Annotated in this window: 11 protein-coding genes and 1 tRNA gene; 11 read left to right on the forward strand and 1 reads right to left on the reverse strand. The window is 71.9% G+C overall.

From position 1 onward, the window contains the following. From KG111_RS00985 to KG111_RS01020, 8 genes are all read left to right on the forward strand, one after another. A complete protein-coding gene (locus tag KG111_RS00985) occupies positions 1-885 on the forward strand; it encodes a M14 family zinc carboxypeptidase (protein ID WP_205292475.1) in 885 nt (294 codons plus the stop codon). Positions 886-889: 4 nt separating this feature from the next. After that, complete coding sequence (locus KG111_RS00990; RefSeq protein ID WP_205292476.1) at positions 890-2,392, forward strand: N5-glutamine methyltransferase family protein; 1,503 nt, start codon at positions 890-892, stop codon at positions 2,390-2,392. Between the two features lie 58 nt (positions 2,393-2,450). Next, positions 2,451-3,524, forward strand: a complete 1,074-nt coding sequence (locus tag KG111_RS00995; protein WP_249666241.1) for a DUF2510 domain-containing protein — start codon at positions 2,451-2,453, stop codon at positions 3,522-3,524. A 163-nt stretch (positions 3,525-3,687) separates the two neighbouring features. Beyond that, on the forward strand, positions 3,688-6,408 hold the full coding sequence (gene topA, locus KG111_RS01000; RefSeq protein WP_205292477.1) for a type I DNA topoisomerase: 2,721 nt from the start codon (positions 3,688-3,690) through the stop codon (positions 6,406-6,408). 163 nt (positions 6,409-6,571) lie between these two features. Next, positions 6,572-9,184, forward strand: coding sequence for a penicillin acylase family protein (locus KG111_RS01005; RefSeq protein WP_249666242.1), 2,613 nt, complete (start codon positions 6,572-6,574; stop codon positions 9,182-9,184). 43 nt (positions 9,185-9,227) lie between these two features. Continuing rightward, positions 9,228-9,926 carry a dTMP kinase gene (gene tmk, locus KG111_RS01010; RefSeq protein ID WP_205292478.1) on the forward strand — a complete coding sequence of 233 codons (699 nt, stop codon included), beginning with the start codon at positions 9,228-9,230 and terminating at the stop codon, positions 9,924-9,926. Further along, on the forward strand, positions 9,923-11,074 hold the full coding sequence (locus KG111_RS01015; protein ID WP_205292479.1) for a DNA polymerase III subunit delta': 1,152 nt from the start codon (positions 9,923-9,925) through the stop codon (positions 11,072-11,074). Before tmk ends, KG111_RS01015 begins: the two co-directional genes overlap by 4 nt. Before the next feature lie 10 nt (positions 11,075-11,084). Beyond that, entirely contained in the window at positions 11,085-12,635 is a 1,551-nt protein-coding gene (locus KG111_RS01020) for an alpha/beta hydrolase (protein ID WP_205292480.1), read from the forward strand. A 6-nt stretch (positions 12,636-12,641) separates the two neighbouring features. Here the strand turns inward: KG111_RS01020 and KG111_RS01025 are convergent, their stop codons facing one another. After that, on the reverse strand, positions 12,642-13,565 hold the full coding sequence (locus KG111_RS01025) for a LysR family transcriptional regulator (protein WP_205292481.1): 924 nt from the start codon (positions 13,563-13,565) through the stop codon (positions 12,642-12,644). Positions 13,566-13,717: 152 nt separating this feature from the next. On the opposite strand from KG111_RS01025, the gene KG111_RS01030 reads away from it, so the two are divergent. The 3 genes from KG111_RS01030 to KG111_RS01040 all read left to right on the forward strand — a co-directional run bounded on the left by KG111_RS01030 (position 13,718) and on the right by KG111_RS01040 (position 15,578). After that, positions 13,718-13,879, forward strand: coding sequence for a hypothetical protein (locus KG111_RS01030; protein ID WP_205292482.1), 162 nt, complete (start codon positions 13,718-13,720; stop codon positions 13,877-13,879). 105 nt (positions 13,880-13,984) lie between these two features. Beyond that, positions 13,985-14,060 (forward strand) — tRNA-Thr (locus KG111_RS01035). Between the two features lie 177 nt (positions 14,061-14,237). Beyond that, a complete protein-coding gene (locus KG111_RS01040) occupies positions 14,238-15,578 on the forward strand; it encodes a uracil-xanthine permease family protein (protein WP_205292483.1) in 1,341 nt (446 codons plus the stop codon). The last annotated feature ends 19 nt before the right edge of the window (positions 15,579-15,597 follow it).

Below are 15,597 nucleotides of genomic sequence, written 5' to 3' on the forward strand. Positions count from 1 at the left end.
ATGCGCGGTGCACGGCCTCGAGGTCTTCCTCAGCTCACCTCCCCGTCGGCCCTGACGGCGGCGCTGGTCCTGCTGCTGGGGCTCGCGCTGGCGGTGACCGGGCCGGGGACGCCGACCGCGCACGCCGCGCCCTCCGCTGCCGTCCAGCCCGCTGCGGCGCCCGCAGCGGCGCCGTCGAAGCCGGGGTACGTGAAGCGGTCGAAGGTGATCGGCCGCTCCGTGAAGGGCCGCCCGATCAAGGCGTTCTACCGCGGCACCCGCGGCGCCGACCACGTGCTCGTCGTGCTCGGCCAGATGCACGGCAACGAGACCGCCGGCCCCGCGACCGCCCGGTGGATGCGCGACCACGTCCGCCCGAAGGCCGGCACCGGCATGTGGGTGGTGCCGACGATGAACCCGGACGGCGCGGCGCGTCGTACCCGCACCAACGCCCGGGGCGTGGACCTGAACCGCAACTGGCCCACGTCGGGCTGGAGCGGTGCGCGCCGCGGCACCACGACCTGGGGCGGGCCGCGTCCGGCGAGCGAGCCGGAGACCCGGGCGCTGATCCGGTTCCTGCGCAACGTCAAGCCCGACTACATCGCCTCCATCCACCAGCCGCTGCGCGGCATCGGCAGCGGCGGGCGCGACGTGAAGTGGGAGCGGCGGCTGGCCAAGAACCTCAACCTGCCGCGTCGCTACTTCGGCGTCGGCAACCCCACCGGCACCATCTCGCCCACGATGACCGGCTGGTACGGAGTCCGGATGGACCGCTTCGGCGTCGCCACCACCATCGAGTACGGCGCCCGCACCACCCGCCGCTACCGGACCAAGGTCGCCGGGCGCGGCATCGCCCGGGCCGCCCGGGTCCTGCCGCAGGCCTCCCGGCGCGGGCCCGTAGCGTAGGCCCGTGCTGCCCGTCTCCCTCGCCGCCCCGCTCCGCGAAGCCCTCATCGCCGCCGACTTCACCTACGACGCCGTCAGCGAGCTGCTCGGCCCCACCGCCCACGAGGCCCTGGGCCGCAACGAGACCACCCCCGGGCTGCGCCGTACCCGCAGCGACGAGCCGCTGGCGACACTGGTCCGGCTCTTCCTGCTGCAGGCCAGCGTGCCCACCGAGGCCGCCGAGCGGGCGCTGCCCGGCCTGGTGGACCGGCTCGCGGCGGCCGGAGTGCTGACCCAGAGCGTCGGTGAGGTCGCCGCCCGCCTCGACGTGCGGCCCTACGCCTCCGAGCAGGGCGACCTGTGGGTGCTCAGCGACCTCACCCCCGGCCTCAACGGGGTGGCCACCCGCGTCACCGGCGACTACGTGCTGGGGATCAGCCCCGCCTCCTCCAGCCTCGCCCAGCTCACGCTGCGCCACGACGTGGGCTCCGCGCTCGACCTCGGCACCGGCTGCGGCGTGCAGGCGCTGCACCTGGCCACCCACGCCGACCGCGTCGTCGCCACCGACGTCAACGCCCGCGCCCTGGCCATCGCCCGGTTCAACGCCGCCCTCAACGACGTCGACGACAAGGTCGAGGTCCGCGACGGCTCCTTCTGGGGCCCGGTCGCCGGCGAGCGCTTCGACCTGATCGCCACCAACCCGCCGTTCGTGATCTCCCCGGCCAGCGGCGAGCGACTCGTCTACCGCGACTCCGGCCTGCCCGGCGACCAGGTCGTCGAGCACATCGTCCGCGGCGCCGCGGACCACCTCACCGACGGCGGCTGGTGCCAGGTGCTGGCCAACTGGGTGATCGAGACCGGCACGCCCTGGGACGAGCGGCTGGCCGGCTGGCTGCCCGAGGAGTGCGACGCGTTCGTGGTGCAGCGCGAGGTGCTCGAACCCGCCTCCTACGTCGAGCTGTGGCTCAAGGACTCCGGGCACCACCCCGCCACCGGCGGCGACCCGGCGACGTACGCCGAGCGCTACGACACCTGGCTGTCCTGGCTGGAGAGCGAGGGCGTGGCCGGCATCGGCTTCGGCTGGATCAACCTGCGCCGGCGCGCCGGTGTCGCGCCTGAGGGCCTGGTCCGCGAGATGCTGGAGTGGCCCTACGACGTGGAGCAGCCCATCGCGCCCACGATCGGCGCCTGGGCGGACTCCGCCCTGGCCGCCCGCGACCTCACCGCCGAGACCCACCTGCGGCTGCGCGAGGACGTCGTGCAGGAGACCACCGGGCCGGCGGGCGCGGAGGACCCCGCGACGATCGTGCTGCGCCAGCAGCGCGGGTTCCGCCGCGCCGAGCAGGTCGACACCGTGCTCGCCGCCGTCGTGGGCGCCTGCGACGGCGACCTGTCCGCCGGGGTGCTGCTGGACGCGGTGGCGCAGCTGCTGGAGCGCGACGCGGCGCAGCTGCGCACGTCGTACCTGCCGCAGCTGGGTGACCTGGTGGCCCGCGGCTTCCTGGAGCCGGTGCCCGCGCCGGCCTGAGAGTCTCGACAGGCGCGACCTCCGAGGGCTTGCCGGTGCGCTGGGGCACACTGTCCCCGTGACGAACGCAGGCTGGTACCCCGATCCCGCTGGCGCCCCGGACACCTACCGGTACTGGGACGGTCAGGCGTGGAGCCAGATGACCACCACCCAGCCGCCCCAGGGGCCGCCTGCGCCGCTGTCACCCCCGACCGCCGCGCCCCCGCAGTACGGCGCCGTCCCCCCGCCGCCGTCCGGCCTCCCCGGCGCCGGTGGGCCTCAGGGACCCGGTGGCCCCCAGGGCCCCGGTGGCCCTCAGGGACCCGGTGCGCCCCAGGGGCCCGGCTACGGCCAGCCGTGGTCGCCGCAGCCCGGCCAGGGCGGTAGCGGAGGCGGCAAGGGCAAGGTGATCGGCATCGCGGTCGCCGCGGTGCTGGCGCTCGTGCTGATCGCGGTCGCCGGCTTCTTCGGCGTGCGCGCGATCACCGGTGACGACGGCGACAAGCCGGGCGACGAACCGACGAACGTGACGTCGAACGACAGCAGCAAGGGCAGCGACGGCACCGAGGACCCCACCGACTCGTCGAGCAGCACGATCGCGCCCACCGGCATCCAGTGCACCGGCGGCAACCCCGTACCGCCGAGCGACCCGCCGGCCGGCGCGAAGACCCTCAGCGGTGGCGGGCTGACCATCCCGCTCCTTGCCGGGTTCACCGTGGAGAACCGGCTCTCGGACGCCTTCTCCTTCGCCGATGCCCTCTCCCTCGAGTACGCCAAGATCAGCGAGACCTGGATCTGGGAGTTCGCCGTGGGCGCGCTGGCCAAGGCCAACGACTTCACCAGCCCCGCGCAGGCCGCGGAGATCGTGATGCAGTGCATGACCGCCAACGACCGGATCTACAGCAGCTTCGAGTCGCGCACCGACCAGGTCAACGAGGCGATGACGATCGACGGCAAGGACGCGCACCGGATCACCGCCGAGATCCGCGTGGACGACCAGAGGATCCCCGTCGAGGGTGACGTGACCACCGTGATCGTGGTGGACACCGGTGACCCGGAGACCTATGGCCTCTACATCGGCGCCGCCCCGATCGGCGACACCGCCAAGATCGACCAGGCCGAGGCGATGATCAAGCAGATCAAGGTGCAGTGAGGCACCCGTCACGGGAGCCGGGTCGTCGTACCACCGCCGGGCCGAGGCGTCCTGTCTCACGCCGGGCGCGCTACGGTGAGCAGCCGTGAGCCCCGATCGGCGGGGCAGGCCGTACCCTCCCAGAGGAGTCCGACCCCTCAGCTGTCAGTGAAGAAGGCGCCCCGTGGCACACAAGTTGGTGATCGTCGAGTCGCCGGCGAAGGCCCGCACCATCGGCGGGTACCTCGGCGACGGCTACGTCGTCGAGTCCTCGATCGGCCACATCCGCGACCTTCCGAACAACGCCGCCGACACCCCGGCCAAGATCAAGGACAAGCCGTGGGGCCGCCTGGCGATCGACGTGGACAACGGCTTCGAGCCCTACTACGTCGTGCCGCGGGACAAGAAGTCCCACATCTCCAAGCTCAAGTCGCTGCTCAAGGACGCCGACGAGCTCTACCTCGCCACCGATGAGGACCGCGAGGGAGAGGCCATCGCCTGGCACCTGCTGGACGAGCTGAAGCCGAAGAACATCCCGGTCAAGCGGATGGTCTTCCACGAGATCACCAAGTCCGCCATCCAGGAGGCCGCGGCCAACCCGCGCGAGCTGGACATGGACCTGGTCGAGGCGCAGGAGACCCGCCGCCTCCTCGACCGGCTCTACGGCTACGAGGTCTCCCCGGTGCTGTGGCGCAAGGTCATGTCCGGGCTCTCGGCCGGCCGCGTGCAGTCCGTGGCCACCCGGCTCGTGGTGGACCGCGAGAAGGAGCGGATGGCCTTCAAGGTCGCCTCCTACTGGGACCTCGAGGGCACCTTCGACGCCGGCGCCAAGCACGACCAGCGCCTCTTCCCGGCCAAGCTGTACACCGTCGACGGCACCCGCGTGGCCACCGGCGCCAGCTTCGGCCCCGACGGCCAGCTCAAGGGCCGCTCCGAGGTGGTCCACCTGGACCGCCAGCGCGCCGAGGCACTGGTCGCCGGGCTCGCCGACACGACGTACGACGTCCGCTCGGTCGAGGCCAAGCCGTACCGCCGCTCGCCGTACCCGCCGTTCCGCACCACCACGCTGCAGCAGGAGGCCAGCCGCAAGCTCGGCATGAGCGCCAGCGTGACCATGAGCGTGGCGCAGCGGCTCTACGAGAACGGCTTCATCACCTACATGCGAACCGACTCGACCACGCTGTCGAGCTCGGCCGTCGGCGCCGCCCGCGCCCAGGTGAGCGAGCTGTACGGCGCGGAGTACCTGCCGGACGCGCCGCGCACCTACGCCAGCAAGGTGAAGAACGCCCAGGAGGCGCACGAGGCGATCCGGCCCGCCGGCGAGTCGTTCCGCACCCCCGCGCAGACCGGCCTGACCGGCGACCAGTTCCGGCTCTACGAGCTGATCTGGATGCGCACCGTGGCCTCGCAGATGAAGGACGCGGTCGGGCAGTCGGTCTCCATCCGCGTCGGCGGTGCCGCCGCGAGCGGCGAGGACGTCGTCTTCTCCGCCTCCGGTCGGGTGATCACCTTCCACGGCTTCCTCAAGGCCTACGTCGAGGGCACCGACGACACCGCCACCGCCAAGGACGACGCCGAGACCCGGCTGCCGAACCTGACCCAGGGCGACGCCGTCTCCGCGGCCTCGCTGTCGGCCAACGGCCACGAGACCAAGCCGCCGGCCCGCTACACCGAGGCCACCCTGATCAAGGAGCTCGAGGACCGCCAGATCGGCCGGCCCTCGACGTACGCCTCGATCATCGGCACCATCCTCAACCGCGGCTACGTCTACAAGAAGGGCACCGCCCTGGTGCCGGCCTGGATCGCCTTCTCGGTGACCCGGCTGCTGGGCGAGCACTTCGAGCGGCTCATCGACTACGAGTTCACGGCCTCGATGGAGTCGGTGCTCGACGACATCGCCCGCGGCGAGAAGGACCGGGTCACCGAGCTGACCGAGTTCTACTACGGCTCCGACAAGGTCGCCGGCCTGCAGCCGCTGGTCACCGGCCTGGGCGACATCGACGCCAAGGAGCTGGCCACCTTCCCGGTCGGGTCGCCCGAGGACGGGATCGTGCTCCGCGTCGGCAAGTACGGCCCCTACCTCGAGGGCCCCGGCCCCGACGGCCCCGACGGTGCCGGTGCGCCGGTGCGCGCGAACGTGCCCGACGACCTGCCGCCCGACGAGCTGACGCTGGCGAAGGCGAAGGAGCTGCTGGCCAACCCCGCCGGCGAGGAGATCGAGCTCGGCACCCACCCGGAGTCCGGGCTGCGGGTGGTGGCCAAGAACGGCCGCTACGGCCCGTACGTCACCGAGGTGCTGCCCGAGGACGCGCCGAAGAAGGAGAAGCCGCGCACCGGCTCCCTCTTCAAGTCGATGTCGCTGGACACGGTCACCCTCGACGAGGCGGTCAAGCTGCTCTCCCTGCCCCGCGTCGTCGGCGCGGGCGAGGACGGCGAGGAGATCACCGCCCAGAACGGCCGCTACGGCCCGTACCTGAAGAAGGGCACCGACTCCCGCTCGCTGACCAGCGAGGACCAGATCTTCACCATCTCCCTGGACGAGGCGCTGAAGATCTACGCCCAGCCCAAGCAGCGCGGCCGCGCCGCCGCCGCGCCGCCGCTCAAGGAGCTCGGCAACGACCCGGTCTCCGGGCAGCCCGTGGTGGTCAAGGCCGGCCGGTTCGGCGAGTACGTCACCGACGGTGAGTACAACGCCACCCTGCGCAAGGACGACTCCGTCGAGGCGATCACCCTCGAGCGCGCCGCCGAGCTCCTCGCCGAGCGTCGCGCCAAGGGCCCAGCGAAGAAGGCCGCCAAGAAGACCGCGAAGAAGGCGGCGGCCAAGAAGACCCCCGCGAAGAAGACGGCTGCCAAGAAGACCGCGGCCAAGAAGACGACGAAGAAGGCTGCGGCGAAGAAGTCCTGAGCCGGCTGCCGCAGGAATCCCCGGTCGACCGGGGATTCCTGCGCTTTTGGGGGTTGCAACCCCCCAAAAGCGCAGGAAGAGCCCGGCCCGTGTGACGCATGTGGCACCGGCGCCCGGGGCACCGTTTCCATAACAGGTTCTACAAGCCGTCGTTGAGTACGGCGTGACCTCGACCACACGACGCCTCGCGGGCGCGGCCGCCCTGCTCCTGATCTCCTCCGGCCTGGCCGCCGCGGCCGGTCCGGTCTCCGCCTCGCCGACCCCGGCCGGCCCGGGGGCCGTGCAGGCGGCCGCCCCCGGTGCGGGCCCGTCGGTCGAGGAGTCCGGCGACGAGGTGGGCGAGCGCGTCGCGGCCAAGCCGAAGAAGAAGTCCACCAAGGCCAAGGCCAAGGCCAAAGCCAAGGCGAAGTCGAAGAAGACCAAGAAGGCCAAGAAGACCAAGAAGGCCAAGAAGAAGGCGAAGCGGTACCGCTACGACGCCACCATCGTGCGGACCAAGCACGGCATCCCGCACATCACCGCGAAGGACTACGGCTCGCTCGGCTTCGGCTCCGGCTACGCCGCCGCACAGACCACCGCCTGCACGCTCGCCGACATCGTGATGACCGCCCGCGGCCAGCGTTCGCGCCACCTCGGCCCCGACGCGCCGTACGACGACGGGGTCAGCGTGTCCGGAACCAACCTGCAGATGGACGCCCTGGTCACCGACCTGCGCAACCGCAGGGTCGTCCAGGGGCTGCTGGCCGACCCCAAGGCCGGGCCGGGGCCGGCGGTGCGCAAGATGGTGACCGGCTACGCCGCGGGCGTGAACAAGTACCTGCGCAAGGTCGGCAACGGCAAGCGGCACCCGGACCGGGGGTGCCGCGGGGCGTCGTACCTCAAGGCGGACGTGACCTCGCTCGACGTCTGGTACGGCATCTACCTGGCCAACATCCTCGCCTCGACCGGGCACTTCCTGAAGCAGATCGTCGGCGCGACGCCGCCCAGTCTCACCGACCCCGGCCTGCCGGACCTGGCCACCTTCGGCATCGTGCCGCCGAAGCTGCCCAGCGCCGAGGAGCTGCGCGAGGCGCTGGGCCCGCGCAACGCGTTCGGCTCGAACGCCACCGCGATCGGGCGCAAGGCGTCCTCGACGGGGCGCGGCATGCTGCTGGGCAACCCGCACTTCCCGTGGAACGGTCGCTACCGGTTCAGCCAGCAGCACCTGACCATCCCCGGCCGGTACGACGTCGCCGGTGCGAGCCTGATCGGCTCGCCGGTGGTCAACATCGGGTGGAACAAGGACGTCGCCTGGTCCCACACGGTCTCCACCGCCTACCGGTTCGCGCCGTACGAGTACCGCACCGTCGGCTCGCCGTTCACCTACCTGAGCGCCAACGGGGTGCTCAAGCAGCTGGAGAAGCGGGTCGTCAAGGTCGTCGTCAAGCGCAAGGACGGCAGCCTCGGCACCGTCACCGAGGACATGTACCGCACGCCGCAGGGCTACGTCATCGACGACCCGACGACGCTGATGGGATGGACGCCGCTGAGCTTCTTCGCGATCCGTGACGCCAACGGTGAGCAGCTGCGCACCCTCGACACGTTCTTCGACATGGGCCGGGCGACCTCGGTGCGCGACCTGATCCGGCGCCAGGACGCCGGCGGCGGGATGCCGTGGGTCAACACCATCGCCGCCGACCGGGCCGGCGACGTCGTCTATGCGGACCACTCGGTGGTGCCGGCCGTCTCCAACGCGCTGGCCGACCGCTGCATGACCCCGATCGGGCGGATCACCCACGCCCTCGCCGGCCTGCCCGGCCTGGACGGCACGTTCGCCGATACCTCGTGCAAGTTCGGCACCGACGCCGACGCCGGGCGGCCCGGGGTGCTGGGACCGAAGAACCTGCCCGTCGCCTACCGCGCCGACTGGGTGATGAACGCCAACGACTCCTACTGGCTGCCCAACCCCGCACAGCGGCTGACCGGCTTCGCCCGGATCATCGGTTGTGAGTCGTGCGAGCGCACGATGCGCACCCGGATGGTCAACCAGTACGTGTTGGACCGGCTCCGGGTCGGGAAGGTGACCCCGGCGTCGCTGCGCGGCACCCAGCACCAGAACCGGGTGCGTGCTGCTGAGGTGATGCGGGCCGGTGGTGATCTCGACAAGGTCTGCCAGGCGGCCAAGGGCGGTGCCTACTGCACCGCGCTGGCGCGGTGGGACGGCCGCTCCGATACCACCAGCCGCGGCTATCACATCTTCGAGGAGTTCGTGACCCGCATCCCCGACGGCCTGCTCACCGCGGGCATCTGGAAGGTGCCCTTCAACGCAGCGGACCCGCAGCACACCCCGCGCGACCTGGACGAGACGAACCGCGACGTGATCGGTGCGATGGCCGAGGCGATCGCCTACCTCAAGCAGCGCGGCATCGCCCCCGACGCGACCTGGGGCTCGCTGCAGGTCGCCGGGGACCGCGGCGCGCCGCCGATCCCCCTCGGCGGAGGTGACGGCGACCTCGCCGGCAACGCCAACGCGCTGGACAGCGACGGTGCGCGGACCAACCTGGGCCGGCTGCGGCCGGTCGGCTTCGGCTCCTCCCACATCCAGGCCATCGCCTTCGGCGCCAAGGGACGGGTCAACGCCCGCACGATCTTGACCTACGGACAGTCCGAGGACCCGGCCTCGCCGTGGTCGAGCGACCAGACCCGGCTCTTCGGAGCCAAGAAGTGGGTCACCTTCCCCTGGACCGCCAAGGAGATCCGCAGGCAGAAGGTGAGCTCGCTGCGGGTGCGGCGCTGACCCACTGGCGCGTGCCGTCGGGGCCGTCTCGTAGGTTCGGGGGGTGACCCGCTACCCCGGCCGCTACGCCAGCACCGGCGTCTTCGTCTGCTTCGAGGGCGGCGAGGGGGGCGGCAAGTCCACCCAGTCGCAGCTGCTGGCCGAGCACCTGCGCGCCCAGGGGTACGACGTCCTCCTCACCCGCGAGCCCGGCGGCACCACCGTCGGCGCCGAGCTGCGCCGCATCGTGCTCAGCCCGGAGACCGGTGCGCTGGGCGACAAGACCGAGTTCCTGCTCTACGCCGCCGACAAGGCCGAGCACGTCGAGACCGTCGTCGCCCCCGCGCTGGAGGCCGGCCAGGTGGTCATCACCGACCGGTACGTCGACTCCACGCTGGCCTACCAGGGCGCCGGCCGGGCCCTGGACCCGGCGGAGATCGAGGAGGTCTCGCGCTGGGCCACCGGCGACCTGCGTCCGCACCTGACGGTGCTGCTCGACCTGGAGCCCGCCGCCGGGCTGGGCCGCTTCGAGGGCCGCGACCGGATCGAGGGCGAGTCGCTGGAGTTCCACCAGCGGGTGCGCGCCTCGTTCCTCGCCCTGGCCGAGCGCGACGGTGAGCACTACCTGGTCCTCGACGCCCGCCGCCCGATCGCCGAGCTCGCCGCCGCCGTCGCGGCCCGGGTCGCGCCGCTGCTGGGCCAGGCGGTGCGCCGCCCCGCCGCGCAGGCCCCGCTGCAGGCGCCGTTGCAGGACGCGCCGTGAGCGTCTGGGACAGCCTGGTCGGCCAACGGCCCACCATCACCGCGCTGAGCCGGGCGGTCGCCGGTGACGGCATGACCCACGCCTGGCTGTTCACGGGCCCGCCGGGCTCGGGTCGCTCGAACGCCGCGATCGCGTTCGCCGCTGCCCTGCAGTGCTCCGACGGCGGCCTCGGTCCCGGCTGCCCCGATGCCTGCCACGCCTGCCACACCGTGCTCGCCGGCTCGCACGCCGACGTCGCGGTGATCCGCACCCAGAAGCTCTCCATCGGTGTCGACGAGGTCCGCGACCTGGTCCGCCGCGCCTCGCTCAGCCCGATGGGCGATCGCTGGCAGGTGCTCATCGTCGAGGACGCCGACCGGCTCACCGAGCAGGCCTGCAATGCGCTGCTCAAGGCGATCGAGGAGCCCAACGGCCGCACCCTGTGGATGCTGTGCGCCCCGACCGTCGAGGACGTGCTGCCCACCATCCGCTCGCGGTGCCGGCTGGTCACCCTGTCCACCCCGACCACCGCCGAGGTCGCGGAGTTCCTGGTCGCCAAGGGCGTGGGGCCCTCCCTGGCGACGTACGCCGCCCGGGCCAGCCAGGGCCACATCGGCCGGGCCCGCGCGCTGGCCTTCGACGAGGCGGTGCGCACCCGGCGCCAGGAGGTCGTCGCGCTCCCCGCCCGGCTGACCAACCTCGGGCGTTGCATGGACGCCGCCACCCGGCTGGCGAGCACCGCGAAGGAGGAGGCGGACGCCATCACCGCCGAGCTCGACGCGAAGGAGAAGGCCGACCTCGACGCGTCGTACGGCGTGGTGGAGCGCGGTCGCCGACCCCGGGAGTACGGGCCCGCGCTCGCCGCCCTGGAGAAGGCACAGCGCACCCGCGCCAAGCGCCGCCACCTCGACGTGGTGGACCGCGGCCTGACCGACCTGGTCTCGGTCTACCGCGACGCGATCGCGGTGGCCACCGGTGCGCCCGGCGCGTTGGTCAACGAGGAGATCCGCGACCAGGTGCAGAAGCTGGTGGACACCTCGACCCCGGAGCTGAACCTGCGCCGGATCGGGGCGATCTTCGCGGCCCGTGAGCAGATGCTGGAGTTCAACGTCCCGGTCGCCTTGGCACTGGAGTCGATGATGGTGTCCTTGAAGATCCCGCAAGGCTAGGAGCAGGCGCGTGAAGAAGTCGGTCGTGGCGCTGGTGCTGATCGCCGCCCTGGTCCTGGCCGGTGCCGCCGGCGTCGTGGCGCTGGTGATCGCCGGCGACGGTTCCGGCCCGAGTGCCGGGGACGGTGCCACGCAGCAGCGGCACACCCCCCGCCCGCCCGGCGAGGGCAAGAGCCTGCAGAAGATCTACGACCAGAAGGTCGGCTGGCGCGCCTGTGGCAAGAACCAGTGCGGCACCCTGGTCGTGCCGATCGACTACGAGGCGCCCGAGGACGGCACGATCCAGATCGCGCTGGAGCGCCACCGCGCCACCGGAAAGAAGATCGGCTCGTTGGTGGTCAACCCGGGCGGACCCGGCGCGCCCGGCACCGAGACCGTCCGCGACGCCGAGTCGTACTTCGCCGCGGAGCTGCTGAAGTCGTTCGACATCGTCGGCTTCGACCCGCGCGGCACCGGCGCCTCGGCGCCCGTCGACTGCCTCGACGACGCCGACCTGGACGCGCAGATCGCCGCCGACCCCGACCCGGACACGCCCCAGGAGGTCGCCGAGGGGGAGCGCTACTCCGAGGAGTTCTGGCAGGGCTGCCAGCAGCGCAGCGGCAAGGTCGCGGCCCACGTCTCCACGGTCGAGGCGGCCCGCGACATGGACGTGCTGCGCCAGGCGCTGGGCGAGGACAAGCTGGACTACCTCGGCTTCTCCTACGGCACCCGGCTGGGGGCGACGTACGCCGAGCTCTATCCCGAGAAGGTCGGCCGGATGGTGCTCGACGGCGCCATCGACCCCAGTTTGTCCTCCCGTGACGGTGCGCTCAGCCAGGCCGCCGGGTTCGAGACGGCGCTGCGCTCCTACCTCGCCGCCTGCGTGAAGGCAGGCGACTGCTTCCTCGGCAACAACGTCGAGGAGGGCCTGGCGAGGATCAAGGGGCTGCTCGAGGACATCGACGCCAAGCCGCTGGAGACCGCCGACCCCGAGGGCCGCAAGCTGACCTCGGGGCTGGCGTTCTACGGCCTGATCACGCCGCTGTACAACGAGGGGAACTGGCCGATCCTCGACGAGGCGCTGCGCAAAGGGCTGGCCGGCGACGGCAGCGTGCTGCTCTACCTGGCCGACTTCTACGGCTCGCGCGAGGACGGTCGCTACACCGACAACAGCCTCGAGGCGATCTCCGTGATCAACTGCCTCGACGACCCGTGGGCGGTCACCGCCGACGAGGTGCCGGAGAACTTCGCCGACTTCGAGAAGGCCTCGCCCACCTTCGGCCGACTGTTCGCCTGGGGCCTGACCGCCTGCGCGGACATCCCGTTCACCGCCACCGACTCGCCCGACCTGGAGATCGACGGCTCCGGTGCACCGCCGATCCTGGTCATCGGCACCACCCGCGACCCCGCCACGCCGTACGAGGAGGCGGTGGCGCTGGCCAACCAGCTCGAGACCGGCCTCCTGCTGACCCGCGACGGCGACGGCCACACGGGCTACAACAAGGGCAACAAGTGCATCGACGACGTCGTGCACCGCTACCTCGTCGACGGCGTGGTGCCGCAGGACGGCAAGCGCTGCTGAGCCGGCTCAGAGCGGTTCGATGACCGCCCGGATCCGGGCGGTCGCGAGCTCGATCATCAGCTGCGTGGCCGGTGACAGGCTGGCGCCGGCGCGGTGCACGATGGCCAGGGTGTCGTAGAGCCGCGGCTCCAGCGAGACCCAGCCGGCCTCGGGCGCCAGCCGCGGGATCAGCTGCTGGGCCACGCCCCGGTTGACCACCGAGTCGGCGAGCCCGCGGCCGACGAGCTCGACGGCGGTCTCGACGTCCTCGACCTCGATCCGGGTGCCGGGGTTGTAGCCGGCCTCGTGCAGCATCCGGCGCAGCTTGACCCGGGCGGAGTCGTGGTCGCGCCAGGTCGTCTCGGCCATCACCAGCCGCGCGGAGGCGAGCCGGCCGGCGGTGATCGGGCTGGCGAGCCGAGAGCGGTCGCTGGAGATGTAGACCAGCTCGTCGCGGGCGATGGGGGTGATGGCCATGCCCTCGCTGCTCACCCCACCGACGGCGATCATCGCCGCCTCGAGGTGGCCGCGGCGCAGGTTCTCCTGCACGTCACGGGAGTGCTGGCCGACGAGCTCGACCCGCACGCCGGGATGGCGCTCGAGGACGTCGGCGACCAGCCCGGCGCCGCCGTACAACCGGGCGACGCCGAACATGCCGAACCGGATCGTCCCGGTCTCCAGCGAGCGGACCCCGGCCACCGCCCGCTCGGTCTCCTGCACCGCAGCGAGCACGGCCTCCGCATGGGGGCGCAGCGTCTCCGCCGCGGCGGTCGGTACGACGCCCCGGCCGACCCGGAGGAACAGCTGCACGTCGAGGTGGCGCTCCAGCAGCCGGATCTGCTCGGAGACCGACGGCTGGGCGTAGCCGAGCTCATCGGCGGCTCGGGTCAGCGACTGGTGCTCGTAGGTTGCCAGGAAGCAGGTCAGCTGGTGCAGTGAGAGGACGCGCACGGCTCCCTCCGATCCCTCCGGTCCATAGGTTTTGCCTATGGGAAGTGCAGCAATCTGAGCCTACCCCTAGACGCGCGGAGGCCCCAGGATGGAACTGCCGCCGGTGCCAGGTCCTCACCGGCGGTCCGCCGAGCGCCCCGAGAGGAACCCCGATGTTCGTCCACCGCTGCACCTCCTGCGAACGCCGCGAGCTGATCTTCGCCGACCAGCTGCACGGCCTGGAGGCGCACGCGGACGGCTTCCGGGTCCACCTCACGTGCTGGTGCGGCGCGCAGCAGACGGCCGTCGTCACCCGCGACGTCGCGGTCGTCTGACCTCGAGGGCGACCGCACCTCCGTCGGGCTCCCCCACGGAGCCGGGGCGATTCGCTCCCGGCTCACGCCCGCCGGTATGCTTCCGCGGTCGCCCTCGGGCGGCACGCCGCCTTAGCTCAGTCGGTAGAGCGAATCACTCGTAATGATTAGGTCGTCGGTTCGATTCCGACAGGCGGCTCCACAAAACAGCCCCTCGCCCGCACGCCGCGGGAGAGGGGCTGTCCTGCTTCACTGACAATGCGGAGCGATCCGGACCGCACCCCCTTGCCGGATCACCCTGTCCGGGACCTAGGCTTCGGGCGCTTCATCGCCCGCGGCCGATCTGGGCCCGGGCACCCACCAGCAGCAGGAGGCGGCGATGGCCTGGACGATCCACGGTGACGGCAAGTCCGTCGAGCCCGGAGCGGTGGTCCGCCCCGGGGAGCGGCTCTCCTGGCCGCGCACCATCGGCCTCGGCGGCCAGCACGTCGTGGCGATGTTCGGCGCGACGTTCCTGGTCCCGATCATCACCGGGTTCGACCCGAGCACCACGCTGCTGTTCTCCGGTCTGGGCACGCTGCTGTTCCTGCTCCTGACCGGCAACCGGATGCCCAGCTACCTGGGCTCCTCCTTCGCGTTCATCTCCCCGGTCATCGCCGCGAAGAGCGGTGGCGACATCAGCACCGCGCTGTTCGCGATCGCCGCCACGGGTGTGGCGTTGGCGCTGGTCGGCCTGCTGGTGATGAAGGTCGGCACGGGCTGGATCCACGCCCTGATGCCGCCGGTGGTGATGGGCGGCGTTGTCGCCCTGATCGGCTTCAACCTGGCGCAGGCCTCGTGGAACAACGTCATCAACCTCGACGCCGGCGGCAGCTTCGCCCCGGGCGGCAAGCCGGTCGACGACGATCACCTGCTGCTCGCCGCGGTCACGGTGCTCTCGATCGTCGTGATCGCCGCCCTCTTCCGCGGCATCCTCGGCCGCATCGCGGTGCTGCTCGGCTTCGTCGTCGCCTACCTGGTCGCCGTGGTCATGGGCGTGGTGAGCTTCGACGCCGTGAAGGCGGCCGACTGGGTCGGCCTGCCGGAGCTGACCAGCCCAAGCGTCGAGTGGAGCGTCCTGCCGATGTTCCTGCCGGTCGTCTTCGTGCTCGTCGCCGAGAACGTCGGCCACGTGCGCTCGGTGGCGCACCTCGTCGGCGACGACTCGCTCAACGACCTGACCGGGCGCGCGCTGCTCGCCGACGGCCTCGCCACCACCGTGGCCGGTCTCGGCGGCGGCTCGGCCACCACGACGTACGGCGAGAACATCGGCGTCATGTCCGCCACCCGGGTCTTCTCCACCGCCGCCTACTGGGTGGCCGGCGTGGTCGCGATCCTGCTCTCGCTCTCCCCGAAGTTCGGCGCGCTGCTGTTCACGATCCCGAACGGCGTCATCGGCGGCGCCACCCTCGTGCTGTACGGCGTGATCGGGCTGATCGGCGTGCGGATGTGGATCGACCGGCAGGTCGACTTCGGCCAGCAGAAGAACCTGTTCCCGGTGGCCGCGGCACTGATCCTCGCGATGGGCATGGGCAACGACGTGATCGCCTTCGGCGACTTCACCCTCGGCGGGATCGCCATCGCCACCGCCGCGATCCTCGTGCTCTACCACCTGATGAACGCCCTGGAGCGGGTCCGTGGCGGCGCGGAGGCGCCGGCCCCGTCGGAGGGTCCGCGCTGATCCGGCCTGACTCGGTCCT

Origin of the sequence: Nocardioides faecalis (genome assembly GCF_018388425.1) — a bacterium.
Classification (GTDB): Bacteria; Actinomycetota; Actinomycetes; order Propionibacteriales; family Nocardioidaceae; genus Nocardioides; species Nocardioides faecalis.

Excerpts from the sequence above, each read along its gene's own strand:
- KG111_RS01040 (WP_205292483.1), top strand. The coding sequence starts at position 14,238 with ATGGCCTGGACGATCCACGGTGACGGCAAGTCCGTCGAGCCCGGAGCG.
- KG111_RS01030 (WP_205292482.1), top strand. The coding sequence starts at position 13,718 with ATGTTCGTCCACCGCTGCACCTCCTGCGAACGCCGCGAGCTGATCTTC.
- KG111_RS00985 (WP_205292475.1), top strand. The coding sequence starts at position 1 with ATGCGCGGTGCACGGCCTCGAGGTCTTCCTCAGCTCACCTCCCCGTCG.